The following is a 25,168-nucleotide window of genomic DNA, read 5'->3' as shown; positions in this document are numbered from 1 at the left end:
CGACAGCTCCCGTCGGAAGCCTGATTTTCGAGCCACGCGTCGTCGTTCCTCCCGTCACGCCACTCGGCCATAACGGTGATATACCGATTCTGTATAACACCACGTTCTGTCATACCCGAGGCGCCGCTCTCCACGACTCGTCCCGAATCCGTTCACCCCCAAGCCTTCAACGTCGGCCCCTGCATCCCGCCTAAGTTGGATCGGCCGGCCGATCTAAGCCTTTGATCAAGCGCCAACGATTGTTCATTACAGTGGGTGGGACGCCCTGCCACTCGACGCGACGCACACTACCATGATAAAAGCGTGGTTTACCTGTGGTGGTGTGCCACCGATAGGAGAACGCCGGGATGATATGCAGAATCTGTATATCACCAATCTGGCAGATTCTGTCTAATCTACTGTTCGCCGTCATCTGGACGTTTTCGTTGAAATGAAACGATTAATTGATCTCACTGCCGAGGAAGCACGTGCTCACTTTATGAAGGGGAGCAGTTACTTCAACGGCGATATGCCCCGATATATCAGTTTTGAGCCGATTCTCAACGACGTCGCAGCTGTGCTGAACGGGGGACTGTACTCCCAGTTCCAGGCATCGAAGCCGGGGCTATTGCCAAACGTCAACTACAACTTCATCGCCAACAAGGATGGCCGGTTCGCTTGGCGCCCGTACGAGCTCATGCACCCAGCGATCTACGTGTCCCTGGTCAATGTGATCTGTGAGAACGACAACTGGGCACTTATACAGAAACGATTCGGGGAGTTCGAAAATGGCGTTGTCGACTGTTGTAGCGCCCCGGTCATGTCTGTCGATCACCAGACCGATGTAGCCACGCAAGTTCGTAGTTGGTGGCAAAGTGTCGAGCAGCGTTCCTTGACCTATTCCCTCGAGTTCAGTCACCTGCTGCACACGGACGTAACGGATTGCTACGGGTCGCTTTATACGCACAGCATCGCCTGGGCAATTCACGGTCTTGAATCAGCGAAGAAGAACAAGGGCAAGAACTCGCTTCTTGGCAACAAGATCGATGCACACATACAGGCAAGTCGATACGGTCAAACGAACGGAATTTCTCAAGGTTCGGTGCTGATGGATTTCATCGCTGAGCTTGTCCTTGGATACGTTGATGAACAAATTAATGACGCTCTTAGCGATTGCAACGACATTCGGATACTGCGGTATCGGGATGATTTTCGTATCTTCGCAAATAGCGATGATCGCGCAGAGGAGGTCCTGAAGGTTGTTAGCGATCATCTCAGGCAAGTCGGAATGAAGCTCGGTGTCGCGAAGACGATCGCTTTTAGGAATGTGGTTGCAGGTTCCATAAAACCGGAAAAACTGGCGGGAATTGAACTGCAGGATCTAGGTGAGGCCAATGCTAAGACGATCCAGAAGCAATTGCTTCGCCTTCATTCGTTCGGCCAGAAATTCCCAAACAGTGGTGCCCTTCGACGATTGATCAGTGACTTTCACTCTAGTGTGGCAGATCAGTCGGAAGCCCCCGAGGATCTTGAGGTTCAGGTCGCTATCGCGACCGATATCGCCTTTGTTTCACCCGCTACCTTTCCAGCAGTCGCTGGCATCCTCAGTCACCTAATTTCGCTCGCCCCAAAGAACCAGAAGGTAGCTCTTTGGGAGAAGGTGAGGATGAAGATGGCGCGCATACCGTACAACGGCTATCTTGAAATCTGGCTGCAACGTGTCACTCAGCCGCAAGCGGTAGGCCTTGAGTTTGAAAGCTCAGAACCGATCTGCAAGATCGTAAACGGCGAATCACCACAGCTCTGGGAAAACGAGTGGATCGCCAATGACGCACTCAAACAGGCTTTGGACGTTTCGAATATTGTTGTCGCGGCCTTGTCGGATGAAGAGGAAGTGGTTCAACCTGAAGAAGTCGAATTATTCAAAGAAAATGCATGGGCATACTAGTGCGGTGCAAATGACGCCGAACAAATCGTTGCAGCAGACGTTTGGCCCGCCACGTACTTTTTCTGCCGCAAAAGCAGGCGCCGCCTCAAACGCCGCTCAACTCTGGCGTTATGCGAGTAACCAGAGAGTAGGGATGTGGATAACCTTTATCTGAAAATGACAGGCAACGCCTTCGATCAAGGATATAGGCTCGATAAAATGATCGCGGGGCTGTCGGGGACTCAGCAGGTGCTGGATGGCGTCTACAGAGGCGTCACCGGGAAAGGGCGGCTGTCTAAGAAAGATCGCGAGCAATACAAGCTTGTCGCCTACGAAGTCCAAAACAAATGCCTGTTCGTAACGCTAGGCGCGATTTTCTCGGGTATCCAGCAGATACTCCCACTTGTCCATTCGAATTCGCCCGAGGCAATGTGGGAGTATACGAGAGAGACGGTGAGGTTTCTCTACGATATATACAAGTCTGCGCATTCCGGCGAGGCCATACACATTGAGCAGAGAGATGATAATACAACCGTGGTTCACAAGGGAGATGGTAATAAAACAAATGTCTACCATGGCCCTGTGCAGCTCATGGGTGCACAAATTATCGTTGGTCTTCGGAGTTTTGATGACGCATTGGAGGAAGATAATGTGTCTGGAATCGAGCTCGGCGCAAAGCACGAAAAAGAGCCAGCTATAAGAATACCGCTTGAAGAAAAGGGGTTGTATTATCCGCCGATTACCATAGACAAAGAACCTAAAACGCTTCATTGCGACATATTCGATTTCAATAAATACGAAAAAGAAGGGCGGCTGTCAGTGTCTTCTGGTCAGAATATTGCTGCCGGAAAATACAAGTTCAGGGTCGTAGGGCGACAAGAAGTCGAGGAGTATATCCTGTCGATGACTGAAACAGACGTGGAAGTCCATTGCATGGTCGAGTATGAGCATGACCCACTAAAAGAGAGCTCCATCGGTGCGCTTTTGATTATGGATGTGAGCGCATAACACGTCGCTCCAGCCGACGTCAGGCCGCGATGCGGCCTTCCTCGGCTGAGCTTGGCGTTAGAGCGACAGCATGCCGAATACACGAGGAGTCCCGTGGCCCCTGGGACCACGGGGGTCAGACCTTGCCTTTTGCCCTGCGATGGGCGTGCCTGAAGCATTCCCCCATGCCGTTGATGGAGTACGGCATGGCGCCTTCCCCATCGCTTCCGGGGTCACCTTTGACCGCCTCGGGAACCGCGCGAGCAGCACGCGCGGAACTTCGGGGTCAGACCTTGCCTTTTGCCCCGCGATAGGCGTGCCTGAAGTATTCCACCATGGCGTTGATGAGCGGCCGCACAGCCCCTTCCCCAACGCCACCGGGGTAACCTTTGACCGCTGCAAGGACGGGGTCTAGCGTCCAAAGGACGGGGCAGTAAACGGCCCGTGGAAATGCGTTGCAACCTCGCCGAATTGCGAAGGAGGCTCACTATGCGCAGCGTAGAAAACATGCCGGTGCTCGACTGGCAGGACGGCAAGAACGCCATGCGGGCGAAGTTCCAGGTGATGCACGAGGAGCCGGTGGTGCTGAAGATGCCGGCCGACATGGACTGGTCAGTGAACGAGGGCGAGTTCGGCTGCACGCTGGACGAGGACGGCATGCCGCGCGACTGCGAAGGTGGCAGCCTGCTGCATCGTCTGGCAGAGCTCAATGAGATGCCCGGAGGGAAACACTGACCCATGTACCCACTCGCGTTGGTACCCCAGGTTTTCCGAGGCAAGGCGCGGCGTGCAGCGGGTAGTGGTTCTACCCGCAAGCGGTGCAACGCAGGATCGGGGAACCTGGGGTGCCAACCCCGAAGGGGCTCGGCCGCTTTTGTGTGCGCACGGCGTTGCGGCTCCCTTGTGCAGAATGACTGCACGGCAGTCACCGCGCCTTGTTCGCACGCAAAAGCGACTCGAGCGCGAGCGTGTACATGGGTCAGTGTTTCCCTATAGGACATCGGGAAGGCCTGCGCCTACTCCAGCTCGCGCGTGGATATCGACGCCGCGGGCTCCCGCATCGTCGTGCACGACTGATCGGGGCTGGGCCGCCGGTCCGTCCGGCGGTGACCGTGCAACCTGGAGCGGTGGGCGATGTCGGTGATCCACCACGAGATGGAGATCGACGCCGCTCCGGAGGCGGTGTTCGATCTGATGGCCCGGGTGGAGGCGTTCGCCGCCTACAGCGAGGCCATCGAGTCCATCACCCGCGTCGGGCCCGAGCGCTACCGCTGGCGTGTGCGGGTGGCCGGGGTGCCGCTGGTCTTCGATGTGGAGGAGCTGGTCGCGGTTCCGCCGCGTCTGCTCGGCTGGCGCGCGCTGGCCGGGTTGTCCTGCGAGGGCTGCTACCGACTGACGCCGAGCGCGCGCGGCACGCATCTGGAACTGGCCGTGCGCTGCGGCGACGAGAATCCCCTGACCGATGGCCTGCTCGGCCTGGCTGCCCACCCGCTGCTGGATGCGCTGGGGGCAGAGGTGGTGCGCAACGCCTGGCCGCGCCTACACGGGGCGTGATGCCTACGCCTGCGCGTGAAACTCGCGGTATTCGTCGAGGAAGGCGAGGCGGGTGGTGTCGGTGACGCGATCGATGAACAGGGTACCGTCGAGGTGGTCGATCTCGTGCTGGAACACGGTGGCGAGGAAGCCCTCGGGTTCCAGGTGGCGGGGCGTGCCGTCGGGCTCGTGGTAATCCACGGCGATGTGGCGCGGCCGGGCGACCTCCCCGCGCAGCCCGGGTACGGACAGGCAGCCTTCCCAGTAGCGTTGCGGGGTTGGGTCCAGCACGGTGACGACGGGGTTCACGAGGGCCAGGCGGCCGGTCGGTACGGCACCGGGGTAGCGGGTATTGCCCGGCTGGATCTCGATCACGGCGACGCGATGCGGAACGCCAATCTGGGCAGCAGCCAGGCCGAGGCCTTCGCTGGCGTGCATGGTGTCGACGAGGTCGTCCACCAGGGCGTGCAGCCCGGGGCTGTCAAAATCGGATTCGGGTACCGGGTCGCAGACGCGACGCAGATCAGGGTGTCCCATGCGCAGAATACGGCGAACGCTCATGGGAAGGATGGTGCCACAGGAGAGATAATGGTGGCCGGGGACGGAATCGAACCGCCGACACGGGGATTTTCAATCCCCTGCTCTACCGACTGAGCTACCCGGCCATTTCTCGGAGGGATTCGCCCTTCGGGCGAAGGGCGGTATTAAAGCGGTCCGTGGCGGCTACGTCAAGCAATCGCCGCCGAACCGCCGGGAATCAGGACTGGTTCGGGTCGACGAAGCCTTCCGGCTTTTCCGAACCATCGCCGAACAGGAACTTTTCCATTTCCTCTTCCAGGAACTTGCGCGCCTTGGGGTCGACCGGGGTCAGGCGGTATTCGTTGATCAGCATGGTCTGGTGGCCGAGCCAGGCCTGCCAGGCCTCCTTGGACACGTTCAGGTAGATCTTCTTGCCCATCTCGCCGGGGTAGGGCGGAAAATCGAGCCCGTCGGCCTCTTTACCGAGTTTCACGCAGTTAACGGTTCGTGCCATTGCCGGAATCCTTGTGTTCGTGCAGATAACGCTGGATGGGAGCCGGGATGCCGACCGCCCGTGATGTGCCGGGTTTATACCAAATCGCCCTGTCGCCTTCCATGATCCCACACGCGTTCGGCGGGAGCCGGTAGCAGTGGATGCGCAGATCGAGGTGGTAGTGACTGAAGGTGTGGCGCAACCCGTTGGTGTCTTGTGCCTCGGCCTGCGGCCACTGGCTGCGCACCCACTCGTCGAGTTCGGGCGCCGCGGCGGCCTCGGGGAGGCTGTACAGCCCGCCCCAGATGCCCTGTGCCGCGCGTTGTACCAGCAGGCTGCCCTGGACGGTTTGCAGGTGGGCGGCGTGGCGGATGCGCGTGGGCAGGTCCTTGCGTGGGCGCGGCGCGGGCAGCTCTCCGGTCCGGTCTTGCGCCAGGGCCTGGCAGTCGCCGGCTACGGGGCACTGGGGGCAGTCCGGGCGCGTGCGCGTACACAGGAGGGCGCCCAGGTCCATGATGGCCTGGGTGTAGTCGGCGCAGCGGGTGGTCGGGGTGCGTGCCTCCGCCTCGGCCCACAGTTCGCGCTGGACGCTCGGGCTGCCGGGCCAGCCTTCGACGGCCGCGTGGCGGGCGAGGACGCGCTTGGCGTTGCCGTCCAGGATGGGCTCCGGCCGGTCGTGGGCCTGGGCGATGATCGCGGCCGCCGTGGAGCGGCCGATGCCGGGGAGCTGTTCCAGGGCCTCGCGCGTATCCGGAAAGTCTCCGCCATGCTCGCTCACGATGTGTTGTGCGGCGCGATGCAGGTTGCGGGCGCGGGCGTAGTAGCCGAGGCCGGACCACAGATGCAGGACCGTGTCCTGGTCGGCGGCCGCGAGGGATTCGACGTCGGGGAAGTGTTCCATGAAGCGCAGGAAGTACGGGGTCACCGTCTCCACGCGCGTCTGTTGCAGCATGATCTCGGAGACCCAGACGCGATAGGGCGTGCGAGGGTGCTGCCAGGGGAGGTCGCTGCGGCCGTGCCGGGCGAACCAGGCAAGCAGCCGTTCGGCAAAGGGTGTCATTGCGGGGGTGTCGAAATGAAGCGGCCGGCCTCGAAGGCCGGCCGCTTGAATGCCGAGTTCGCCGGCACGATTACCGCAGGCGCTCGCGCAGGCCGCGTTCCAGCTCGCGTCGAAGATCGCGTTCGCCGGACTCTTCCGTCTCGCCTTCGGCGTCGTCACTGCGATCGCCGTCGAGGCGCTGCATCAGGCGATCGCGCAGGCGCTCTTCTTCTTCGCCCAGGCGGTCGCGGACATCGTCCTCGAAGCGCTCGCGCAGGATGTCTTCCAGGTCGAGGCGAAAGCTGGGGTCGCCAAAGGTGCCCGAGATGCGGATCGGCAGGCGGATGCCGCTCAGGTCTTCCAGGGAGCGTCCGCCCTGGCCCTCGAGGGTGCCCACGATGGTGGTGTTGACGAGGTAGTCGAGGGTGTCATCGGTAAGATCGGCGCTGCCCTCGCCACGCACGCGCAGGAGCGGGGAGTTGGCCACCAGGTCGTCGTTGTGCACGACGCCATCGCGAATGTCGAAGGTGCCGGTCAGGTCGCTGAAGTCGGTCTGGTTGGGTTCGTCTTCTTCCAGCCGTTCACCGCGCAGGCGCGCCTCCGCTCGGCGGATCACCTGGGCGACGTTGATGCCACGAACGGCACCGTCGGAGAACTGCATGGAGCCGGAGCCGTTCAGTGCGCTGCGCAGCGCGTTTACCGTGTTGCCACGGGTGGCGATATCCAGTTCCAGGTCGCCGATGCCCATGAGTCGCGCGTCGTCGCCCTGCATGTCTTCCAGCAGGGCGCCGATGTCCAGGTCGGCCAGGTCGGCCGCCAGTTCGTAGCGCGGGGTGTCTTCGCGTACGTCGACGCGCACACGGCTGCTCAGCTGGCCTTCATAGGCCTGCGCTTCCAGCGGGTCGATGCGCCAGTCGCCTTCGTTGGCGCGGATCTCCAGCTGGATGTTGCGCATCACCATGCCCAGGGCATCCAGGCGCTCGAGTGCCATTTCGCCCCGTACGTCGATCCCGCGCAGCAGCTCTACCGGCAGGTCAATGGCGATGTCGTCATCGTCATCGCGTTCGCCATTGGAGGGGCCACCCTCGGTGCGGGCCCGTTCCACTTCGGGCGGCAGGTAGCGATCAAGGTTGAGCTCGTTGCCGCTCAGATTGAAGTCGAAAAGGGGCCGCTCGCCACTGGTGTCCCAGCGGGCATTGCCGGTCAGCCGGGTGTCATCGACCGTGATCAGGAATGGGTTCAGTTCCAGCGATGTCAGACTGCCACTGGCCGACAGGTCCAGCGCCACACGTTTGAACGCGTCCGGATCGTTGGTTTGGGGTGGCTCGAGCCCGAGACCTTCCATCAGGTCCGGCACCGAGAAGGTGTTGCTGCGCAGTTCGCTGCGCACGGAGAGCTCTTCGCCGGCGCCCAGTCCGGCCAGCTCGATCAAGCCCGTCAGCCGTGCATCGCCAAGGCCCGCAGTTACGCGTTCAAAGCGCATCTTGGTCTCGTCGGCGACTTCCAGCGCGACGTCGGTTTCCAGCGAGATGCCGACCGGCCGCGGCAGCCCGGCGCCCTCCACGCCAAAGTTCGCGTTCAGGCGGCGGATGGAATAGCGATTGCTCAGGAGGTCCACATTCATCAGGCCCTCCAGGCCCATCGCGAACTCCACCGGTTCGTCCAGGTCGCCGCCCTCGGCGCGGATCACGGCCTCCATCTCAAGCGGTGTCTCCACGCCCGGGCGGAAGCGTCCAACCTCCAGGCGGAAGGGGTCCAGCGTGGCCTGCAGGCCGGTCATGCGGTCGTCCCAGTGCACCCGGGTGTTGGTCAGGGTCACGCCGGCAATGCCGATGCGCTCCATGGCCAGGCGCGATTCGGTGGCCGTGCGCTCCTCGCCGTTGTCGCCGGTCACGGCCTCGTCGCGGGCCTGCTCCGCGCGTTCGGTCAGGTCCTCCCAGTTGGTGCGCCCGTCTTCGTCGCGGGCCAGGTTCAGGCGCACGCCATCGGCCTCGATGTGGCGCACGTCCAGTTCGCGGCGCAGCAGCGGCATCACCGCAAGGGAGACATCAACGACATCCAGTTCGGCAAACGGGTCGTCACCAAAGCCCTCGGCATTGCCAAGTCGAGCCTCTTCCAGGCGCAGGCCCAGGTTGGGGAAGAGTGTCAGGCCAATCGGGCCCTCCAGGGTCAGTTCGCGGCCGGTGGCGTCGCGGACTTCGGCCTCGATGCGTTCCTTGTAGTCGTTGGCGTCGAAGGTCGCGACCAGGTAGATCGCGACGATCACGACCAGCAGCAACAGGATCGCGATCAGGGCCAGCAGGCGCTTGATCCATTTCATCGGGGTTCTCCTTGCGTCGTGTCCGCCCGCCAGGTGCCGCTGCGGCCGCCACGCTTCTCCAGCAGGCGTACGCCATCGATTACCATGCCGCGGTCCACGGCCTTGCACATGTCATACACCGTCAGCAGTGCGGTGGAGACCGCGGTCAGGGCCTCCATCTCCACACCCGTCCTGGCGTGGACCTCGCAGGTCGCCTGCACACGGACGGCGGTACTCTCGATATCCAGTTCCAAGGCCACACGCGTCAGACCGATCGGGTGGCACAGCGGGATCAGGTCACCGGTACGCTTGGCGCCCATGATACCCGCGACGCGGGCGATCCCCAGAACGTCCCCCTTGGCATGGCGGCCTTCGCGGATCCGCTGCAGGGTTTCCGGCTGCATGTAGATGCGGCCTTCGGCAATCGCGACCCGGTGGGTGACCGACTTGCCGCCGACATCGACCATGTGTGCATGGCCTTCGGCATCAAAGTGAGTGAGATCGTTCATCGTCGTTATAATGCTTGACTTGAACCCGTGATGACAGGGGCCCGCATGACCGTAACCGTTCACTACTTTGCACGCCTGCGCGAGGAAATGGGGCGCGCCGACGAGCAGGCCGAGCTGCCCACCGAATCGATCTCCGTGGGCGATCTCTGGCGGCATCTGCATGGCGATGCACCGCCGGAACGCCTGATGGTGGCGGTCAACCAGGAGCAGGCGGCGTTGGATACACTGGTGCGGGACGGCGACGAGGTCGCCTATTTTCCTCCGGTGACCGGGGGCTGAGGTGGCGGTCGAGCTCTACAGCGAAGACTTCGACCCGTGGGCGCTGGTTGCCCGTGCCGAGCGGGACATCCCGGCCGAGGCGCGCGGGGCGGCCAGTGTGTTTGTCGGGCGTATGCGCGACTTCAACGAAGACGACACCGTGACCGGACTGTTCCTGGAGCACTATCCCGGCATGACCGAGCGCGAACTGGAGCGCATCGTCGCCGAGGCCGAGTCGCGCTGGCCGCTGCTGGGCTGCCTGGTCGCGCATCGCGTAGGGGACGTTCGGCCCGGTGATGCCCTGGTGCTCGTGGCCACCTGGTCCGCACACCGGATCGCGGCGCGCGACGCCTGCTCCGACATCCTCGAGCGCCTGAAGCACGAGGCCCCGTTCTGGAAGCGCGAACGCCTCGCCGACGGCAGCGACCGCTGGGTCGAGAAAAACACCCCCGGTTTCTGATCCTTCCGCCCCCGGAGGCTGTCTGAAAGCCCCGGTCATCCCGGCCGCAGCGAGGCGGCAGAATCTCTGTAGGAGCCTGCTTGCAGGCGAAGCCCCTGCCAAAGCCGGGTGTAACGAGGAGCCTTCGCCTGTACGCAGGCTCCCACCGAGGCTGGCCCTATCGCAGGGTCAGATAGAGCGTCTGGTTGCCGCGTCGCAGTTGTAGTTCCAGTGCCTGTTGCGGCGAGAGCTGGCGCGGCAGGTCGGCCAGGTGCTCGACGCGCTGGCGGTTGACCGCCAGCAGCATGTCGCCGGGGCGCAGCCCCGCTCGGGCGCCCGGGGTGCCCGCCTCCACGTCGATGATCACGACACGGCTGCGGCTGGCGCCGGGTGGTGTGTGCTCCGCCAGGCGCACGCCCTCCAGCCGCGGATGAATCGCCGCACCCTCGGCCTGGTGGATCTCGGGGCGTTCCAGACGCGCGGTCAGGGTACGTTCGCGCCCGTCGCGCAGGATCCGCATCTCCACCTCGCTCCCCACCCGCAGCAGACCCAGGCGGTTGCGCAGGTCCGCGGCATTGCGCACGGCTTTTCCGTCGATGGTCAGCACCACGTCGCCGGCCTCGATCCCGGCACGGCTCGCGGCGGAGTCCGGTTGTACGTCGGTAATGACCGCGCCCTGGGTAACGTCGAGATCGAAGGCCTGCGCCAGCGCCGGCGTCAGGTCCTGGATGCCGACGCCCAGTGCGCCGCGCTCGACGCGGCCCTCGGCGACCAGCAGATCCTGGATCTGGCGCGCCATGTTGGTCGGGATCGCGAACCCGATGCCGATGTTGCCGCCGCCGCGCGCCAGGATGGCGGTGTTGATGCCGACCAGTTCCCCGCGCAGGTTCACCAGCGCGCCGCCCGAGTTGCCCGGGTTGATGGAGGCATCGGTCTGGATGAAGTCCTCGAACCCGGAGCCGCCGAGTCCGCTGCGCCCCAGCGCGGAGACGATGCCGCTGGTCACCGTCTGGCCGAGGCCGAACGGGTTGCCGATCGCGACGACAAAGTCGCCGACGCGCAGGGCATCGGAATCCGCCAGTGGGATCGCGCGCAAGTTCTCTGCGTCGATGCGGATCACGGCCACGTCGGTTGCCGGGTCGGTACCAACCACCTCCGCCTCGTACTGGCGCCCGTCGTACAGGGTCACCAGGATCTCGTCCGCGCGCGCGATCACATGGCTGTTGGTCAGGATGGTGCCTTCGGCCGCATCCACGATCACGCCCGAGCCGAGCCCCTGACGCTCGCGTTCGCGCTGGCGCTCGGGCAGGTCGAAGAAACGGCGGAAGAACGGGTCGTCGAACAGCGGATTGACGGATTCCACCACGCGGGCGCGGGTGGCGATATTGACGACCCCGGGGATGGTGCGTTCCAGCATCGGGGCCAGAGAGGGCAGGGGCTGGCCGTCGACCTCGGCGGGGAGTTGTGCCAGGGCCGGGCCGGCCCAGGCGAGGGTCGACAGCAGAATCAGGAAAGAGACCAGCCGACGCATGCGCGCTCCTTGTGTCCGTGCACTACGTGTCCGTGAACTACGGTGTCAGCCCTGCGCGCGGGGCAAACGAGGACTGTTCCGCCATCTTGCGGTACCAGTCGCCGGCCTCGTCCTCGGGCGGGGCCTGGATCATCAGCTTCAGGTACAGGTCGCCGGGCGGTTTGCCCGGCAGGCCCTTGCCCTTCAGACGCATCTGCTTGCCGGACTGCGAACCCGCCGGGATCTTCAGGTTGACCCAGCCGTGCGGTGTGGGGACCTCGATGGTGGCGCCCAGTGCGGCCTCCCAGGGGGTGATCGGGATGTCGCGGGAGAGGTTGCGGCCCTCGACGCGGTAGCGGCTGTCGGGCTTGATGCGAATCTCGAGCAGCAGATCGCCAGAGCCGCCGGTGCCCACGCCCGGGTCGCCCTGGCCGCGCACGCGCAGGCGCGAGCCGTCCTTGGCCCCGGCCGGGATACGCACGCGCTGCACGCGCCCGTCGGCATCGTTGACGGAGATCTCCGTGCCCTTAAGGGCCTGATCGAGCGTGATCTCGACCTTACCCTCGCGGTCGGCACCACGCATGTTGAAGCCGCCCGCACCGCGGCGACGGCCCGCGCCGCCCATCCCGGCACCGCCGAAGATGGACTCGAAGAAGTCGGAAAAGCCGCCGAAATCGGCTCCGCCTCCGGCGCCCGCGCCACGGTGCTGGGCCCAGCCGTCCCATCCAGGCGGCGGACGAAAGTCCTGCCCCTGGCGCCAGTTGGAGCCGAGCTGGTCGTAGGCCTTGCGCTTTTCCGGGTCGCCCAGGGCCTCGTAGGCCTCGTTGACCTCCTTGATTCGGGTCTCGGCATCCGGGGCCTTGCTGACGTCCGGGTGATACTTGCGCGCCAGCTTGCGGTACGCCTTCTTGATGGCGTCCTGGCTGGCGTCGCGGCTGACGCCGAGGATCTTGTAGTAGTCCTTGTATTCCATTGCACTCCCAGAGTTGCCTCTGTCCGATCCCCGGGGGACACCCGGATCCCTTGGTGGTTGTCGGCCCGTACCCGATCTTTCCCATGATAGCCGGGATTCGGCTGTCACCCGTGCATCGGCTTCATGAAACGGGTGGCGATGATCCTGTTGCCGCCATCAAAAAACGAGGCGCCGCCCGCTTGCGCCGGCAGCGCCCGAATTCCGGCAGCCGTGACGGCTGCCGGCAGGGTTGGTGCCGGATCAGCCCGTGATCTCGATCCGGCGTGGCTGTACGCGTGCCTGTTTCGGAATACGAACCTCCAGCACCCCGTTTTCGGAGCGCGCGGAGATGTTTTCGGCATCCGCGGTGTCCGGCAGCGAGAAGCGGCGGAAGAAGGTGCCGCGCACCCGCTCGATCCGCTTGTAGCCGTTCTTTTCCTCTTCGCTTTCGTGCTTGCGCTCGCCGCGCAGGGTCAGCACGCCGTTCTCCATGTGGAGTTCAATGTCCTTCGGGTCCACGCCGGGGATGTCCGCGTGCAGCACGTAGGCATCGGTCTCCTCGCGGATATCGACGGCAGGCGCCCAGTCGGACGTCGCGGCGGAGTCGTCCGTGCCGGGCATATCCGGCATGCGGCCGAGTTCGCGCGACAGCTGACCCAGCAGGCTCCACGGTTCGTAACGCATCATTGTCATGGCTTTACCCTCCTCTTCCGGGTGTCAACTCTGACTCACCCATGGAGATAGGGGCCGCCGGGTAAATTTCAAGGGGTGGGAAAGGGGGCTGCGGCGCGCTGTCAGGGCCGTGTGAGGCGGCGGAAATCCAGCAGGCGATGCTGGTCGTCGGTGACCAACTCGAACACGCCATAGACGCCGCGCTGGTCGAGGTGCTGACGCAGCAGCCGGGCGGGAAACTGCACGCTGATGCCGCCTTCCGACTCGGCGTAGACGACCGCCGCGCGCCCGGTGTAGTAGTCCTCCATCTCGTGGCGCGAGATGGACAGGTGCACGCGGTAGCGATGCATTAAGGAAACACCGATTATTCGAGGTTCTGTACCTGCTCGCGCATCTGCTCGATCAGGACCTTCATCTCGACGGTTGCGCGGGTGATCTCCAGGTCATGCGACTTGGAGGCGAGGGTATTCGTCTCGCGGTTGAACTCCTGCATCAGGAAATCCAGGCGCCGCCCGCTGGGGCCGTCCTTGCCCAGGATCTCGCGCACCGCCTTCACGTGGCCGTCGATGCGATCCAGCTCCTCGGCGATATCCAGGCGTTGTGCCAGTAGCGCCACCTCCTGCTCCAGCCGCTTCGGGTCCAGGCTCAGGTCTAGCTCGTTGATGCGGCTCAGGGTGCGTTCGCGCTGTTCGACCAGCATCGGCTCGCGCCGCTCGCGGATGAGCACGACATGCTCGGCCAGGGCCTCCAGGCGATCGCGCAGGCCGTTGACCAGTTCCTGGCCCTCGGCCTCGCGCATCGCCACCAGGGCGTCGATCGCGCTGTCGAGCTCGGCAAGAATGGGGCCGGCGAGGCGGTCGGTGTCGATTTTCGCCCCCTCCAGCACCCCGGGCCAGGCGAGGATATCCAGCGGCGACACGCTGGCATCGTGTTTCATCATGTCGGCGACGGATTCGGTCGCCTCGATCAGCGACTGCACGCGGTCCACGTCGAATGCGGTGGGCGAGCCGCCCGACTGGCCGCGATCGCGCAGCACCACATCGACCTTGCCCCGACTCAGCCGTTTCTTGAGGCGATTGCGCACCTCGGGCTCCAGCGCCCGCAGGGCCTCCGGCAGGTGGATGCGCAACTCGAGATAGCGATGGTTGACGCTCTTCAGTTCCCAGTCGTAAACGCCCTGGTCCAGCGTCATCGGCTGCCGGGCGAAGCCGGTCATGCTCGCGATCATAAGGTCCCCTGTTGATAGCCCTGCGCGTGGTAACAGCCCGGTGCGCGTGTGATTTGCTGGCGTCTTCGGCCGCCTTTGCCCCAGATCCGCCGCGGGCGCGCTCATGTGAGAGCCTCTCCCGTCTCCCGTATACTGCGCGCCACTCCAATCTAGCAAGGATCAAGCATGCGACCCAGTGGCCGACAAGCCGACGAGATGCGCCCGGTGCGTTTTACCCGCCATTTCACCCGGCACGCGGAGGGTTCCGTGCTGGTGGAGTTCGGCGACACCCGGGTGCTGTGCAACGCGACCATCGAGTCGCGCGTGCCGCCGTGGCTGAAGAACAAGGGTCGCGGCTGGGTGACGGCGGAGTACAGCATGCTGCCACGCTCGACGCACGACCGCATGGCGCGCGAGGCCGCGCGCGGCAAGCTGGGCGGACGCACCATGGAGATCCAGCGTCTGATCGGCCGCTCCCTGCGCGCCGTGGTTGACCTGGAGGCCCTGGGCGAGCGCCAGATCATCGTCGACTGCGATGTCATCCAGGCTGACGGCGGGACCCGTACCGCCTCGATCAGCGGTGCCTATGTCGCCCTGCGCGACGCGATCCGCAAGGCGCGCGAGCAGGGCATGATCCGCAAGGACCCGCTGCACGGGCACCTGGCGGCGATCTCGGTGGGCATCTTCAACGGTGCGCCGGTCCTCGACCTGGATTACGACGAGGACTCCCAGGCCGAGACCGACCTGAACCTGGTGATGAACGAGGCCGGCGGCGTGATCGAGATCCAGGGGACGGCCGAGGGCCATGCCTTCCGCCGCGACGAGCTGAACCAGATGCTGGATCTGGGCGAGAAGGGCATCCAGCAGATCGTCGAGGCCCAGCGGGCGGCGCTGGCCAAGGGAGACACTGATTGATGGACACGTTCGCGTTGGCGCCCCATGTTTCCCGAGACCAGGCGCGGCGCGCAGTCGGTAGTGGTGCTACCGGCAAGCGGCGCAACGCAGGATCGGGGAACATGGGGTGCCAACCCCACAAATTCTTGACGGACGGGGCTCGGCCGATTTTGCCCGCTGACTGCGTTGCGGCTCGCTTATGTAGCTCGGCTACACGTCGCTCACCACGCCTTGTCAGCACGCAAAATCGACTCGAGCGCGAACGTGTCCATCAGTCAGTGTCTCCCTGGGGCTGAGTCATGGACCCGTCCCGTCGCGTCGTCCTCGCCACCGGCAACCCCGGCAAGCTGCGTGAGATCCGGGCCCTGCTGGAGCCGCTGGGGCTGGCGATCGAGCCGCAGTCGGAGCACGCGGTGCCCGAGGCCGACGAGACCGGGCTGACCTTTGTCGAGAACGCGATCCTCAAGGCACGCAACGCCGCGCAGCATACCGGCCTGCCCGCAATCGCCGATGATTCCGGCCTGGAGGTCGATGCCCTGCGCGGCCAGCCGGGCATCTACTCCGCGCGTTATGCGGGGCCGGAGGCGGACGATGCCGCGAACAACGCCAGGCTGCTGAAGGCGCTGGCGGGTGTCCCCGAGGCCCAGCGAGCCGCGCGGTTTCGCGCAGTCGTCGTGTTTCTGGAACATGCCGAGGACCCTTCTCCGCTGATCGCCGAAGGGGTCTGGCCGGGTCGTATCGTCGAGCAGCCCAGCGGTGCCAACGGCTTCGGCTACGACCCGCTGTTCTTTGTGCCCGAGGAGGGCTGCACCTCGGCCGAACTGAGTCCGGAGGCCAAGAATCGCCTGAGCCATCGCGGCCAGGCCCTGGCCAAACTGGTGGCACAACTGCGGGAACGTGCCGATCACTGAGCCGGCGCCTATGCTCGCGGCATGAGCGCATTCCCGACCCCGCTGCCCCTAGCCCTGTACGTGCACCTGCCCTGGTGCGTGCGCAAGTGCCCGTACTGCGACTTCAACTCCCACGAGCCGCGGGGCGAGGTCCCGTTCGACGCGTATGTCGAGGCGCTGATGCGCGACCTCGAGTCGCAGCTGCCGGATGTTTGGGGGCGGCGTGTGGACAGCGTGTTCATCGGCGGCGGGACCCCCAGCCTGTTCCCGCCCGAGGCGCTGGCGGACCTGCTCTCCGGTCTGCGTGCGCGGCTGCCCCTGCGCCCGGATGCCGAGATCACGCTGGAGGCCAACCCCGGCACCGCAGATCGCGCATACTTCCATGGCTACCGCGAGGCCGGGGTCAACCGGCTGTCGCTGGGTATCCAGAGCTTCGACGACGTCATGCTCGAGCGACTGGGGCGCATCCACGGCGGGGCCGAGGCCCATGCCGCGGTCGAGCATGCCCGTGCCGCGGGGTTTGACAACATCAATCTGGATCTCATGTTCGGCCTGCCGCAGCAGTCCGTCGAGGCAGGGCTGGCGGATCTCCGGGCCGCGATCGAACAGGAACCCGAGCACATCTCCTGGTATCAGCTGACCCTGGAGCCGAATACCTATTTCGCAGCCCGGCCCCCGGTATTGCCACCGGATTCCACGATCGAGGAATTGTTCACACAAGGACAATGTGCGCTGGCTGCGGCTGGCTATACTCGATACGAGGTTTCCGCGTACGCCACGAGGGGGCGGGAATGCCGGCACAACCGCAACTACTGGACGTTCGGCGACTACCTCGGCATCGGGGCCGGGGCCCACGGCAAGCTGACGTTGCCGTCCCAGGGGCGGGTGCTGCGGCGGACCAAGCCGCGCCAGCCCGCAGCCTACCTGGAGACGCCCGACCAGCACCGCGACCAGGCGGTCCCCGAGGCCGAGCTCCCGTTCGAGTTCATGCTCAACGCGTTGCGTCTGGTGGAGGGAGTGCCCGCGCATTGCTTCGAGGAGCGCTGCGGTCTGGACCTGACTACGCTGGAACCGGCCCTGGGCGAGCTACGGGCAGAGGGTCTGCTGGTGTCCGATCCGCAGCGCCTGCAGCCGACCGAACGCGGCCTGGCCTTTCTCAATGACATTCTGGAGCGTTTTTTGCCGGATGCGGCGGGTGTGACAGCCGGTGCCCAGGTAATGAAGGGTCCGGAGGAGGTGCGGTGATGCGACCGGTGGAGTTTGTCGGCTTTACCTGCCCCTGGTGTGGCGAACCGGGCGAGACGACGGTGGATATGGTCAGCGCGGACCGGGAATGGATCGAGGACTGCGCCGTGTGCTGCGCGCCCATCGTGTTTCGGCGCGTCGAGGCCCCGGATGCCGAGATCCCGCAGGTGGAGGCCATTCGGGAGGGAGGATGAGTGTGGCCCCGCCGTATACGCCGATCGCCTGCGAGCGCTACTCCGAGCTGGAGCTGGCGATCCTGCGCGGGCAGCACCTGCGTACCCACTGGCGCCGGGGCGAAATGGATCGGATTGCGGTGGTGCGGCCGCTGGATCTGCGCACGCGGCGCGGGGCCGAGTACCTGATCCTGCGTGACGCCGAGGGTCGACGGCAGTGGTGGCGGCTGGATCGCCTGGTCAGCTTCGAGCCGGTGCCCGGCTGATACGCCGGCCTTGCGCGGCGAGCGTATGGCCCGCCCCTGGAGATCGCTTCGCTGGCGCTCGCGATGACGGGAGGCGGGCGGTGCCCGCTTCGCGTCAGCTGCGCTTCATCTGGTCGAAGAACTCGGAATTGGTCTTCGAGGACTGCATGCGGCCGAGCAGGAATTCCATCGCCTCGATATCGTCCATGCCGTGCAGGAACTTGCGCAGGATCCAGAGCTTCTGCAGCTCGTCCGGGGCGGTCAGCAGCTCTTCGCGGCGGGTGCCGGAGCGGTTCACGTTGATCGCCGGGTAGATGCGCTTCTCGGCGATGCGGCGCTCCAGGTGCACTTCCATGTTGCCGGTGCCCTTGAACTCCTCGTAGATCACCTCGTCCATCTTCGAGCCGGTCTCGACCAGCGCGGTGGCGAGGATGGTCAGGCTGCCGCCTTCCTCCACGTTGCGCGCGGCACCGAAGAAGCGCTTCGGACGGTGCAGGGCGTTGGCGTCCACGCCACCGGTCAGCACCTTGCCGGAGCTGGGGGCGACGGTGTTGTAGGCGCGCGCCAGGCGGGTAATGGAGTCCAGCAGGATCACCACGTCGCGCTTGTGCTCGACCAGGCGCTTGGCCTTCTCGATCACCATCTCGGCGACCTGCACATGGCGCTGGGCCGGTTCGTCGAAGGTCGACGAGACCACTTCGCCCTGGACCATGCGGTCCATCTCGGTGACTTCCTCCGGGCGCTCGTCGATCAGCAGCACGATCAGGTAGCACTCGGGGTAGTTGGTCGCGATGCTCTGGGCGATGTTCTGCAGCATCAGCGTCTTGCCCGCCTTGGGCGGGGAGACGATCAGGCCACGCTGGCCCTTGCCGAACGGCGCCACGATGTCGATGACGCGGGCGGTGATGTCCTCGGTGGAGCCGTTGCCGCGCTCCATGCGCATGCGCTTGGAGGGGTGCAGCGGCGTGAGGTTCTCGAACAGCACCTTGTGCCGGGCATTCTCCGGTGGTTCGAAGTTGATCTCCGAGACCTTCAGCAGCGCGAAGTAGCGCTCGTTGTCCTTGGGCGGGCGGATCTTGCCGGCGATGGTGTCGCCGGTACGCAGCCCGAAGCGTCGAATCTGGCTGGGGGAGACGTACACGTCGTCCGGCCCGGCCTGATAGGAGCTGTCGGCGCTGCGCAGGAATCCGAAGCCGTCGGAGAGGATCTCCAGGACTCCGTCACCGTAGATGGCTTCACCGCTTTTGGCATGGGCCTTCAGCAGGGCAAAGATGATCTCCTGCTTGCGGGCGCGGGACATGTTGTCGATGCCTTTTTCTTCTGCAAAGGCGACGAGATCGGCAGCGGACATCCGCTTCAGTTCGGTCAGGTTCATTCGTGGGGTGCTGTGTTCAACGTGGATGATCGGCGACCGGGGATGGCCGCTCGGCTTGCCTTGGATTGAGTATCGGGGGCAGGTTGCGGTCTGGCGACCGCCTGAACTGAACCGATGGTAAGCGACGCGCCCGCTTGGGGCAAGGCCTGGTGGCGTCGTTTTTTTGGTACTGCAACCCCGGGGCCGCATGCGACCCCGGGGTATGCCGGATCAGAGGTGCTGGTCCAGGAAAGCGGTCAGCTGCGACTTGGACAATGCGCCGACCTTGGTGGCTTCGACATCGCCATTCTTGAACAGCATCAGCGTCGGGATCCCGCGAATGCCGTACTTCGGCGGCGTGGACGGGTTCTCGTCGATGTTCAGCTTGGCGACTTTGACCTTGCCGGCGTATTCTTCGGCGATTTCATCCAGAATGGGGGCGATCATCTTGCAGGGCCCGCACCACTCGGCCCAGTAGTCCACCAGGACTGGCTGATCCGCCTTCAGGACGTCTTCGTCGAAACCGGCGTCTGACGTGTACACAATTTTGTCGCTCACTCCGAGCCCTCATCACTTGGGTTGGGGGAACAGCCCGCAACGCCGGCTGCACGGCTCTTACTATCGACGATGATCGCCAGACAGTTCAAGTAATAGAGGATTCACATGACCGATCCCGCGCAGGAAACGCCCCGCTTCGACCAGCTCGATCTGCCCGAGGCCGTACAGGCGGGCATCCGCGCCACCGGTTTCGAGACCTGCACGCCGATCCAGGCGCTGACCCTGCCCATTGCGCTGGCCGGGCGGGATGTCGCCGGGCAGGCGCAGACCGGTACGGGCAAGACCGCGGCCTTTCTGATCGCCACCTTCAACCGTCTGCTGCGCCAGGCGCCCGCGCCCGATCGCCGGGCGACCGATGTGCGCGCCCTGATCGTCGCCCCGACGCGTGAACTCGCCATCCAGATCCACAAGGATGCCGAGATGCTGGGGCGCGAAACCGGGCTCAAGCTGGCGCTGGCCTATGGTGGTACCGGTTACGACAGCCAGCGCGAGCAGCTGGAGGCCGGGGCCGACATCCTGATTGGTACGCCGGGCCGGATCATCGACTACTTCAAGCAGAAGGTGTTCGGGCTCGGGCACACCGAGGTGGTGGTGCTGGACGAGGCCGATCGCATGTTCGATCTCGGTTTCATCAAGGACGTGCGTTTCCTGATGCGTCGCTGCGCGCCGGCCAGCGAGCGGCTGTCCATGCTGTTCTCGGCCACGCTGTCGCTGCGTGTGATGGAGCTGGCCTACGAGCACATGAGCAACCCGGAAAAGGTCCAGGTCGAGGCCGAGACCCTGACCGCGGATCGCGTGCGCCAGGTGATCTACTACCCGGCGAACGAGGAAAAAATCCCGCTGCTGCTGGGGCTGGCGCGCGATCTCAAGCCGGAGCGGGCCATCGTGTTCGTGAACACCAAGCACGGGGCCGAGAAGGTCTGCGACTGGCTGAACGTGAACGGGCAGAAGGCCGCGCTGCTCTCGGGTGATGTGCCGCAGAACAAGCGCTCGAGCCTGCTGGAGCGCTTCACCGCAGGCGAGTACGCCTTTCTGGTGGCGACTGATGTCGCGGCGCGCGGACTGCACATCCCGGCCGTGACCCACGTGTTCAACTTCGATCTGCCGCAGTCGGGCGAGGACTACGTGCACCGCATCGGGCGCACGGCGCGCGCCGGGGCCGAGGGCGACGCCATCAGCTTCGGTTGCGAGGACTCCGCGTTCTACCTGCCGGACATCGAGTCCTATCTCGGCGAACGGATCCCCACGGAGACCGTGGACCCCGCAGCCCTGTTCAGCGACCCGGTGCGCCCCAAGCCGCGCCCGCGCAAGCCGCGCGACGACCGGCGCGGCGGCGGTGGACGTGGCGGTGCGCGCGGATCGGGTAAACCGTCGGGCGGCGGCGGGCACCGCCATCGCAGCGGGGGCGGCAAGCCAAAAGGCTCCTGAGCCGTTCTGCGAACAGGCGCAAGAGGGAACAGGGAGGGGAAATGGTGCCGACGGCAGGAGTCGAACCTGCGACCTATCGATTACGAATCGATTGCTCTACCAACTGAGCTACGTCGGCGAAGCGCGCCATAATAGCGGGGGTGGGGCTCGACAACAATCCCGCGCGACCGGCGGCGCGGGTTCCGGATCAGGCCGTGCGCTCGCTGACCCGAATAATCACGTCCACACCCAGCAGCTCTTTGCCTTCCGGCAGCGGGGGCAGGTGCGAGATATCGACCCGTGCGGGATCGACGTCTTCCAGCTCGCCGGTGTCGGTGTGGAACAGGTGGTGGTGCGGATTCAGGTTGGAGTCGTAGAAAAGCTTGGTCGGGTCGATCACGACCTCGCGCACCAGGCCCTTCTCTGCGAACAGCTTGAGCGTGTTGTAGACCGTGGCCTTGGAGACGCGCGACGAATGCTGCACCAGGCGGCCGAGGATTTGTTCGGCGCTCAGGTGCTGATGACGCGCGAACATTACGCGTGCAATCTCCACGCGCTGCTCCGTCGGAGAGATCGTGTGTTCGCGCAGCAACGCGCGGGCGTCGTCGACGTCCAGCAGATTCGGATTGTCAGATGTAGCAGACATATTCCGGACAATATAACAGCTGCTGGATCGCGTCCAGATCACGTCAGTCCGATGGGGGTCCGGAGGCGCAAGCCTCTGATAGAATGGAGCGGGTGATGGGAATCGAACCCACATTAAGAGCTTGGGAAGCTCCCGTTCTACCATTGAACTACACCCGCTTGAGTCGGCGATTGTAGGTCTTGTTGGCCTCCGGCTCAACGGCAAATTGACCAGTCGAAGAACTATGCAGATTCAGCTGAACGGCGAACCCTTCGAACTCCCCGAAGATGGCGAGGCCACCCTGGCTGCGCTGATCGAGGCGCGTGGCCTGGGCGGTCGCCGCCTGGCAGTGGAGGTCAACGAGGAGCTGGTACCGCGCAGCGAGCACGCCGCGCACCCGTTGCATCCCGGCGATCGCGTGGAGATCGTGCAGGCGATTGGGGGCGGTTGAGTCCGAGTCGCCGTCCGTAACTACTTTCAACGAAGGAATCACCATGACCGAATCGGCCGCCGCGTCTGCCGACGACCTCTTCCGCGTGGGTTCACGCGAGTTCACCTCCCGTCTGCTGGTGGGCACAGGCAAGTACCGCGATCTCGATCAGACCCGTGATGCCATTGAGGCCAGCGGGGCGGAGATCGTCACGGTCGCGATCCGCCGCACCAACATCGGCCAGAACCCGGACGAGCCCAACCTGCTGGACGTGATCTCGCCGGAGCGCTACACGCTGCTGCCGAACACGGCCGGCTGCTTTACCGCCGATGACGCGATCCGTACCTGCCGCCTGGCGCGCGAGCTGCTGGACGGGCACAACCTGGTGAAGCTGGAGGTCCTGGGCGACGAGAAGACCTTGTACCCGGATGTCTTCGAGACCGTGAAGGCCGCCGAGACCCTGGTCGCCGAGGGCTTCGACGTGATGGTCTACACCACCGACGATCCGCTGCTGGCGAAGCGCCTGGAAGAGATCGGCTGTCTGGCGATCATGCCGCTGGCCGCCCCGATCGGCTCCGGGCTGGGTATCCAGAACCGCTACAACATCCGCGAGATCGTCGAAAACGCCAACGTTCCGGTGCTGGTCGATGCCGGTGTCGGCACGGCCTCGGATGCCGCAATCGCGATGGAGCTGGGCTGCGACGGGGTGCTGATGAATACCGCCATCGCGGCTGCCGAGGACCCGGTGATGATGGCCTCGGCCATGCGTCACGCGATCATCGCCGGGCGTCAGGCCTACCGTGCCGGGCGCATGGCGCCGCGCCGCTACGCCTCGGCCTCCTCGCCGCAGACCGGCCTGTTCTTCAGCTGAGCATGAGTGAGTCTGCTGATTCTGCCTCCGAGGACAAGCCCTTTTACCGGCGTATCCGCAGTTTCGTGCGCCGCGAGGGGCGGCTGACGCCGGGCCAGCAGCGTGCGCTGGACGAGCTGTTGCCGCGCTTCGGGCTCGCGCTGCCGGAGCCCGCGGCACCGCTGGACCTGGCGGCCGTCTTCGGCCGCGAAGCGCCGGTCACGCTGGAGATCGGCTTTGGCGACGGCGAGAGCCTGGCCGAGCAGGCCGCGCAGAACCCGGGGCGCGATTACATCGGCACCGAGGTCCATCGCCCGGGCGTGGGTCACCTGCTGCGCGAGGTGGAGCAGCGCGGTCTGACCAACGTGCGCGTCTCCGACCACGACGCCGTGGAACTGCTGGAGCACTACATCGCGCCGGCGGCCCTGGACGGGGTTCAGGTGTATTTCCCCGACCCCTGGCACAAGAAGCGCCACCACAAGCGCCGCCTGATCCAGCCACCGTTCGTGCGCCTGCTGGCCTCGCGTATGCGCCCGGGCGGGCGGCTGCACCTGGCGACCGACTGGGCCGAATACGCCGAGCACATGATGGCGGTACTGGAAGAATGCGCGCCGTGGTTCGAGCCGGATGGCCCGGTGCCGGCCCCGGGGCGGCCGCCGGAACGCCCGGTGACCAAGTTCGAGCGGCGCGGCGAGCGGCGCGGCCACGCGGTGGCCGATCTCCTCTACAGGCGCACCGACGCCGAGGCCTGACGGGCCTCAGGCCTCGCCCATCCACCAGGCGCTGACCGCGCCGGCCAGGCTCATCAGGGCGAGCACGAAAATCGCGACCTCGGTGCCCGCGAGCTGGGCCAGCAGCCCGAACAGCCCGCCCACGAGCAGCAGCGCGCCGATCACGGTATTGCTGACGGCGGTGAACGCGGCGCGGGTCTTCTCGGTGGCCATGTCCACCAGATAGGTCTTGCGCCCCAGCCGCACGCCGGCATGGCTGACCCCCAGCAGGAAGAACAGCAGCGCGTAGACGACCCCGCCCGGCACCAGCGCCGAGTCGGTATCCACCGGCGCGAACCAGACACCCAGGGCGACCAGGATGCCGAGCCCTGCGGCCAGCAGGCCCGAGAGAATCAGTACCCAGCGGGAGGAACGATCGGACAGGCGTCCCCAGACCGGGGCGCTGACCGCCGAGGCCAGCCCGCTGGCCAGGATCAGCAGCCCAAGCGTGCCCAGATCCCCCGAGGTCGCATCTTCGGCCAGCAGCACATAGAACGGCAGCGCCAGGGCCGTGCTCATCAGCAGCGCGCGGGTGAACACGAAGTGCCCGAACGCGCGGTCGGTCCACAGCAGGCGTACCGAGGACAACGCCTGGGTGATCGCGTTGCCGCCGCCCTCGGTGGAGCCCGGGGCCTCGTGCAGGCGCGTAAAGGTCGCGGCCGCCACCCACCAGGCGCCGGCGGAGGCGGCCAACAGGGCGACGAATATGCCAATACCGGCATCCTCGAGGTTCGCCAGGGTCAGATAGACCCCCAGCCCCAGCGTGAAGAAGCCGGCCAGCGAGGCGGCATAGCCCATCACGGTGCCGCGGCGCTGCTTGGCAATCGTCTTGCCGAGCACGTCCTTCGCGGCCACCGAATTGATCCCGCGCGCCAGCGCGAACACGGTCAGCAGCCCGAGGATCGCCCAGCCCGCCGCCGCGCCCTCCAGGGTCAGGGCGACGATCGCCATCCCGGCGACCGCCAGCCCGGAGAGGACCGAGCCCAGGATCCAGAACCCCTTGCGGATGGCGCGGCGGCGAATGGAGGCGGCGACGAACAGCTGCGGGAGCAGCGAGCCCGATTCGCGGATCGGGACGAGGAAACCGGCAAACGCGGCCGGCGCGCCCAGGGCCCCCAGCAGCCAGGCCAGTACCAGCCGCGCCGAGGCCAGCTCGTCGCCGATCTTGCTCAGCGTATTGGAGACCAGGTGAACGAAAAAATTGACCGGCTGCGCCCGGCAGGCATCTTCCGGGATGTCCTTGCAGACGCGCGCATCCTCTTCCCCGGCGATGGTCTCGTACAGCGTGATGATCGGACGTGGCAGTTTTTCCGAACCGGTCTCGGCCATCGGTTTCCTCTGTCAGAGTGCGCTTCGTATCACCCCCGTCATTGCGAGGAGCCGAAGGCGACGTGGCAACCTTCG

At 65.1% G+C, this 25,168-nt stretch carries 29 protein-coding genes and 3 tRNA genes; 15 read left to right on the top strand and 17 right to left on the bottom strand.

Going from position 1 to position 25,168, the window contains the following annotated elements; all coding sequences use genetic code 11:
• Nucleotides 1–430: 430 nt before the first annotated feature.
• The 4 genes from TK90_RS12510 to TK90_RS12495 all read left to right on the top strand — a co-directional run bounded on the left by TK90_RS12510 (nucleotide 431) and on the right by TK90_RS12495 (nucleotide 4,447).
• Nucleotides 431–1,927: an RNA-directed DNA polymerase gene (locus TK90_RS12510; RefSeq protein ID WP_012983852.1), complete on the top strand. Its 1,497-nt coding sequence runs from the start codon at nucleotides 431–433 to the stop codon at nucleotides 1,925–1,927.
• A gap of 135 nt (nucleotides 1,928–2,062) precedes the next feature.
• A complete protein-coding gene (locus TK90_RS12505; protein ID WP_012983851.1) occupies nucleotides 2,063–2,914 on the top strand; it encodes a hypothetical protein in 852 nt (283 codons plus the stop codon).
• Nucleotides 2,915–3,382: 468 nt separating this feature from the next.
• Nucleotides 3,383–3,628, top strand: coding sequence for a hypothetical protein (locus TK90_RS12500; protein ID WP_012983850.1), 246 nt, complete (start codon nucleotides 3,383–3,385; stop codon nucleotides 3,626–3,628).
• Nucleotides 3,629–4,027: 399 nt separating this feature from the next.
• Nucleotides 4,028–4,447: an SRPBCC family protein gene (locus tag TK90_RS12495; RefSeq protein ID WP_012983849.1), complete on the top strand. Its 420-nt coding sequence runs from the start codon at nucleotides 4,028–4,030 to the stop codon at nucleotides 4,445–4,447.
• Nucleotides 4,448–4,450: 3 nt separating this feature from the next.
• On the opposite strand, the gene def is transcribed toward TK90_RS12495, so the two are convergent.
• The 6 genes from def to moaC all read right to left on the bottom strand — a co-directional run bounded on the left by def (nucleotide 4,451) and on the right by moaC (nucleotide 9,285).
• Entirely contained in the window at nucleotides 4,451–4,987 is a 537-nt protein-coding gene (def, locus tag TK90_RS12490; protein WP_012983848.1) for a peptide deformylase, read from the bottom strand.
• Nucleotides 4,988–5,015: 28 nt separating this feature from the next.
• Nucleotides 5,016–5,091, bottom strand: a tRNA-Phe gene (locus TK90_RS12485).
• Between the two features lie 92 nt (nucleotides 5,092–5,183).
• Nucleotides 5,184–5,459, bottom strand: a complete 276-nt coding sequence (locus TK90_RS12480) for an oxidative damage protection protein (protein ID WP_012983847.1) — start codon at nucleotides 5,457–5,459, stop codon at nucleotides 5,184–5,186.
• The gene (gene mutY / locus TK90_RS12475; protein ID WP_012983846.1) at nucleotides 5,443–6,498 is read right to left on the bottom strand and encodes an A/G-specific adenine glycosylase; all 1,056 of its coding nucleotides are present in this window, start codon (nucleotides 6,496–6,498) and stop codon (nucleotides 5,443–5,445) included. Before mutY ends, TK90_RS12480 begins: the two co-directional genes overlap by 17 nt.
• A gap of 70 nt (nucleotides 6,499–6,568) precedes the next feature.
• Complete coding sequence (locus TK90_RS12470) at nucleotides 6,569–8,797, bottom strand: AsmA family protein (RefSeq protein WP_012983845.1); 2,229 nt, start codon at nucleotides 8,795–8,797, stop codon at nucleotides 6,569–6,571.
• Nucleotides 8,794–9,285, bottom strand: coding sequence for a cyclic pyranopterin monophosphate synthase MoaC (gene moaC, locus TK90_RS12465; protein WP_012983844.1), 492 nt, complete (start codon nucleotides 9,283–9,285; stop codon nucleotides 8,794–8,796). Before moaC ends, TK90_RS12470 begins: the two co-directional genes overlap by 4 nt.
• Before the next feature lie 45 nt (nucleotides 9,286–9,330).
• On the opposite strand from moaC, the gene moaD reads away from it, so the two are divergent.
• Both moaD and TK90_RS12455 read left to right on the top strand, forming a co-directional pair.
• Entirely contained in the window at nucleotides 9,331–9,564 is a 234-nt protein-coding gene (moaD, locus tag TK90_RS12460) for a molybdopterin converting factor subunit 1 (RefSeq protein WP_012983843.1), read from the top strand.
• A gap of 1 nt (nucleotide 9,565) precedes the next feature.
• Nucleotides 9,566–10,003 carry a molybdenum cofactor biosynthesis protein MoaE gene (locus TK90_RS12455; protein ID WP_012983842.1) on the top strand — a complete coding sequence of 146 codons (438 nt, stop codon included), beginning with the start codon at nucleotides 9,566–9,568 and terminating at the stop codon, nucleotides 10,001–10,003.
• A 157-nt stretch (nucleotides 10,004–10,160) separates the two neighbouring features.
• Here TK90_RS12455 and TK90_RS12450 read toward each other — a convergent pair whose 3' ends face one another.
• The 5 genes from TK90_RS12450 to TK90_RS12430 form a co-directional block, all read right to left on the bottom strand.
• On the bottom strand, nucleotides 10,161–11,513 hold the full coding sequence (locus TK90_RS12450; RefSeq protein ID WP_012983841.1) for a DegQ family serine endoprotease: 1,353 nt from the start codon (nucleotides 11,511–11,513) through the stop codon (nucleotides 10,161–10,163).
• 37 nt (nucleotides 11,514–11,550) lie between these two features.
• The gene (locus TK90_RS12445) at nucleotides 11,551–12,465 is read right to left on the bottom strand and encodes a DnaJ C-terminal domain-containing protein (protein ID WP_012983840.1); all 915 of its coding nucleotides are present in this window, start codon (nucleotides 12,463–12,465) and stop codon (nucleotides 11,551–11,553) included.
• Between the two features lie 240 nt (nucleotides 12,466–12,705).
• On the bottom strand, nucleotides 12,706–13,137 hold the full coding sequence (locus TK90_RS12440) for an Hsp20/alpha crystallin family protein (RefSeq protein WP_012983839.1): 432 nt from the start codon (nucleotides 13,135–13,137) through the stop codon (nucleotides 12,706–12,708).
• Nucleotides 13,138–13,238: 101 nt separating this feature from the next.
• Nucleotides 13,239–13,466, bottom strand: coding sequence for a DUF2835 family protein (locus TK90_RS12435; RefSeq protein WP_012983838.1), 228 nt, complete (start codon nucleotides 13,464–13,466; stop codon nucleotides 13,239–13,241).
• A 14-nt stretch (nucleotides 13,467–13,480) separates the two neighbouring features.
• Nucleotides 13,481–14,344, bottom strand: coding sequence for a YicC/YloC family endoribonuclease (locus TK90_RS12430; RefSeq protein WP_012983837.1), 864 nt, complete (start codon nucleotides 14,342–14,344; stop codon nucleotides 13,481–13,483).
• Nucleotides 14,345–14,509: 165 nt separating this feature from the next.
• On the opposite strand from TK90_RS12430, the gene rph reads away from it, so the two are divergent.
• The 5 genes from rph (at nucleotide 14,510) to TK90_RS12405 (ending at nucleotide 17,791) form a co-directional block, all read left to right on the top strand.
• Complete coding sequence (gene rph, locus TK90_RS12425) at nucleotides 14,510–15,238, top strand: ribonuclease PH (protein ID WP_012983836.1); 729 nt, start codon at nucleotides 14,510–14,512, stop codon at nucleotides 15,236–15,238.
• A 278-nt stretch (nucleotides 15,239–15,516) separates the two neighbouring features.
• The gene (gene rdgB / locus TK90_RS12420; RefSeq protein WP_012983835.1) at nucleotides 15,517–16,128 is read left to right on the top strand and encodes an RdgB/HAM1 family non-canonical purine NTP pyrophosphatase; all 612 of its coding nucleotides are present in this window, start codon (nucleotides 15,517–15,519) and stop codon (nucleotides 16,126–16,128) included.
• A 21-nt stretch (nucleotides 16,129–16,149) separates the two neighbouring features.
• Nucleotides 16,150–17,352: a radical SAM family heme chaperone HemW gene (gene hemW / locus TK90_RS12415; protein ID WP_012983834.1), complete on the top strand. Its 1,203-nt coding sequence runs from the start codon at nucleotides 16,150–16,152 to the stop codon at nucleotides 17,350–17,352.
• Entirely contained in the window at nucleotides 17,352–17,546 is a 195-nt protein-coding gene (locus TK90_RS12410) for a CPXCG motif-containing cysteine-rich protein (RefSeq protein WP_012983833.1), read from the top strand. Before hemW ends, TK90_RS12410 begins: the two co-directional genes overlap by 1 nt.
• Complete coding sequence (locus tag TK90_RS12405) at nucleotides 17,543–17,791, top strand: transcriptional antiterminator, Rof (protein WP_012983832.1); 249 nt, start codon at nucleotides 17,543–17,545, stop codon at nucleotides 17,789–17,791. The genes TK90_RS12410 and TK90_RS12405 overlap by 4 nt, the downstream gene beginning before the upstream one ends.
• A 94-nt stretch (nucleotides 17,792–17,885) precedes the next feature.
• On the opposite strand, the gene rho is transcribed toward TK90_RS12405, so the two are convergent.
• The gene (gene rho / locus TK90_RS12400; protein ID WP_012983831.1) at nucleotides 17,886–19,145 is read right to left on the bottom strand and encodes a transcription termination factor Rho; all 1,260 of its coding nucleotides are present in this window, start codon (nucleotides 19,143–19,145) and stop codon (nucleotides 17,886–17,888) included.
• A gap of 210 nt (nucleotides 19,146–19,355) precedes the next feature.
• Nucleotides 19,356–19,682: a thioredoxin TrxA gene (trxA, locus tag TK90_RS12395; RefSeq protein WP_012983830.1), complete on the bottom strand. Its 327-nt coding sequence runs from the start codon at nucleotides 19,680–19,682 to the stop codon at nucleotides 19,356–19,358.
• Between the two features lie 105 nt (nucleotides 19,683–19,787).
• Here trxA and TK90_RS12390 point away from each other — a divergent pair, with 105 nt between their 5' ends.
• Entirely contained in the window at nucleotides 19,788–21,110 is a 1,323-nt protein-coding gene (locus TK90_RS12390; protein ID WP_012983829.1) for a DEAD/DEAH box helicase, read from the top strand.
• A gap of 42 nt (nucleotides 21,111–21,152) precedes the next feature.
• On the opposite strand, the gene TK90_RS12385 is transcribed toward TK90_RS12390, so the two are convergent.
• The 3 genes from TK90_RS12385 to TK90_RS12375 all read right to left on the bottom strand — a co-directional run bounded on the left by TK90_RS12385 (nucleotide 21,153) and on the right by TK90_RS12375 (nucleotide 21,893).
• Nucleotides 21,153–21,228 (bottom strand) — tRNA-Thr (locus TK90_RS12385).
• A 69-nt stretch (nucleotides 21,229–21,297) separates the two neighbouring features.
• On the bottom strand, nucleotides 21,298–21,735 hold the full coding sequence (locus tag TK90_RS12380; protein WP_012983828.1) for a Fur family transcriptional regulator: 438 nt from the start codon (nucleotides 21,733–21,735) through the stop codon (nucleotides 21,298–21,300).
• Nucleotides 21,736–21,819: 84 nt separating this feature from the next.
• Nucleotides 21,820–21,893 (bottom strand) — tRNA-Gly (locus tag TK90_RS12375).
• A gap of 65 nt (nucleotides 21,894–21,958) precedes the next feature.
• On the opposite strand from TK90_RS12375, the gene thiS reads away from it, so the two are divergent.
• The 3 genes from thiS to trmB are packed head-to-tail and all read left to right on the top strand — an operon-like array spanning nucleotide 21,959 to nucleotide 23,746.
• Complete coding sequence (thiS, locus tag TK90_RS12370) at nucleotides 21,959–22,165, top strand: sulfur carrier protein ThiS (protein ID WP_012983827.1); 207 nt, start codon at nucleotides 21,959–21,961, stop codon at nucleotides 22,163–22,165.
• Between the two features lie 43 nt (nucleotides 22,166–22,208).
• On the top strand, nucleotides 22,209–23,015 hold the full coding sequence (locus TK90_RS12365) for a thiazole synthase (protein WP_012983826.1): 807 nt from the start codon (nucleotides 22,209–22,211) through the stop codon (nucleotides 23,013–23,015).
• A 2-nt stretch (nucleotides 23,016–23,017) separates the two neighbouring features.
• Nucleotides 23,018–23,746 (top strand): tRNA (guanosine(46)-N7)-methyltransferase TrmB, encoded by a 729-nt coding sequence (gene trmB / locus TK90_RS12360; protein WP_012983825.1) that lies wholly within the window; start codon nucleotides 23,018–23,020, stop codon nucleotides 23,744–23,746.
• Between the two features lie 6 nt (nucleotides 23,747–23,752).
• On the opposite strand, the gene TK90_RS12355 is transcribed toward trmB, so the two are convergent.
• Nucleotides 23,753–25,093 (bottom strand): MFS transporter, encoded by a 1,341-nt coding sequence (locus TK90_RS12355; protein ID WP_012983824.1) that lies wholly within the window; start codon nucleotides 25,091–25,093, stop codon nucleotides 23,753–23,755.
• Nucleotides 25,094–25,168: the final 75 nt, after the last annotated feature.

It is taken from the genome of Thioalkalivibrio sp. K90mix (assembly GCF_000025545.1).
Classification (GTDB): domain Bacteria; phylum Pseudomonadota; class Gammaproteobacteria; order Ectothiorhodospirales; family Ectothiorhodospiraceae; genus Thioalkalivibrio.
The sequence above is the reverse complement of the archived record's forward strand: the minus strand, read 5'-3'. Positions and strand labels throughout refer to the sequence as shown.

What these genes read in the sequence shown, in the direction of transcription:
- TK90_RS12510 (WP_012983852.1), top strand. Translation starts at nt 431, where the DNA reads ATGAAACGATTAATTGATCTCACTGCCGAGGAAGCACGTGCTCACTTT.
- TK90_RS12500 (WP_012983850.1), top strand. Translation starts at nt 3,383, where the DNA reads ATGCGCAGCGTAGAAAACATGCCGGTGCTCGACTGGCAGGACGGCAAG.
- TK90_RS12495 (WP_012983849.1), top strand. Translation starts at nt 4,028, where the DNA reads ATGTCGGTGATCCACCACGAGATGGAGATCGACGCCGCTCCGGAGGCG.
- def (WP_012983848.1), bottom strand. Translation starts at nt 4,987, where the DNA reads ATGAGCGTTCGCCGTATTCTGCGCATGGGACACCCTGATCTGCGTCGC.
- TK90_RS12480 (WP_012983847.1), bottom strand. Translation starts at nt 5,459, where the DNA reads ATGGCACGAACCGTTAACTGCGTGAAACTCGGTAAAGAGGCCGACGGG.
- mutY (WP_012983846.1), bottom strand. Translation starts at nt 6,498, where the DNA reads ATGACACCCTTTGCCGAACGGCTGCTTGCCTGGTTCGCCCGGCACGGC.
- TK90_RS12470 (WP_012983845.1), bottom strand. Translation starts at nt 8,797, where the DNA reads ATGAAATGGATCAAGCGCCTGCTGGCCCTGATCGCGATCCTGTTGCTG.
- moaC (WP_012983844.1), bottom strand. Translation starts at nt 9,285, where the DNA reads ATGAACGATCTCACTCACTTTGATGCCGAAGGCCATGCACACATGGTC.
- moaD (WP_012983843.1), top strand. Translation starts at nt 9,331, where the DNA reads ATGACCGTAACCGTTCACTACTTTGCACGCCTGCGCGAGGAAATGGGG.
- TK90_RS12450 (WP_012983841.1), bottom strand. Translation starts at nt 11,513, where the DNA reads ATGCGTCGGCTGGTCTCTTTCCTGATTCTGCTGTCGACCCTCGCCTGG.
- TK90_RS12445 (WP_012983840.1), bottom strand. Translation starts at nt 12,465, where the DNA reads ATGGAATACAAGGACTACTACAAGATCCTCGGCGTCAGCCGCGACGCC.
- TK90_RS12440 (WP_012983839.1), bottom strand. Translation starts at nt 13,137, where the DNA reads ATGACAATGATGCGTTACGAACCGTGGAGCCTGCTGGGTCAGCTGTCG.
- TK90_RS12435 (WP_012983838.1), bottom strand. Translation starts at nt 13,466, where the DNA reads ATGCATCGCTACCGCGTGCACCTGTCCATCTCGCGCCACGAGATGGAG.
- TK90_RS12430 (WP_012983837.1), bottom strand. Translation starts at nt 14,344, where the DNA reads ATGATCGCGAGCATGACCGGCTTCGCCCGGCAGCCGATGACGCTGGAC.
- rph (WP_012983836.1), top strand. Translation starts at nt 14,510, where the DNA reads ATGCGACCCAGTGGCCGACAAGCCGACGAGATGCGCCCGGTGCGTTTT.
- rdgB (WP_012983835.1), top strand. Translation starts at nt 15,517, where the DNA reads ATGGACCCGTCCCGTCGCGTCGTCCTCGCCACCGGCAACCCCGGCAAG.
- hemW (WP_012983834.1), top strand. Translation starts at nt 16,150, where the DNA reads ATGAGCGCATTCCCGACCCCGCTGCCCCTAGCCCTGTACGTGCACCTG.
- TK90_RS12410 (WP_012983833.1), top strand. Translation starts at nt 17,352, where the DNA reads ATGCGACCGGTGGAGTTTGTCGGCTTTACCTGCCCCTGGTGTGGCGAA.
- TK90_RS12405 (WP_012983832.1), top strand. Translation starts at nt 17,543, where the DNA reads ATGAGTGTGGCCCCGCCGTATACGCCGATCGCCTGCGAGCGCTACTCC.
- rho (WP_012983831.1), bottom strand. Translation starts at nt 19,145, where the DNA reads ATGAACCTGACCGAACTGAAGCGGATGTCCGCTGCCGATCTCGTCGCC.
- TK90_RS12390 (WP_012983829.1), top strand. Translation starts at nt 19,788, where the DNA reads ATGACCGATCCCGCGCAGGAAACGCCCCGCTTCGACCAGCTCGATCTG.
- TK90_RS12380 (WP_012983828.1), bottom strand. Translation starts at nt 21,735, where the DNA reads ATGTCTGCTACATCTGACAATCCGAATCTGCTGGACGTCGACGACGCC.
- thiS (WP_012983827.1), top strand. Translation starts at nt 21,959, where the DNA reads ATGCAGATTCAGCTGAACGGCGAACCCTTCGAACTCCCCGAAGATGGC.
- TK90_RS12365 (WP_012983826.1), top strand. Translation starts at nt 22,209, where the DNA reads ATGACCGAATCGGCCGCCGCGTCTGCCGACGACCTCTTCCGCGTGGGT.
- trmB (WP_012983825.1), top strand. Translation starts at nt 23,018, where the DNA reads ATGAGTGAGTCTGCTGATTCTGCCTCCGAGGACAAGCCCTTTTACCGG.
- TK90_RS12355 (WP_012983824.1), bottom strand. Translation starts at nt 25,093, where the DNA reads ATGGCCGAGACCGGTTCGGAAAAACTGCCACGTCCGATCATCACGCTG.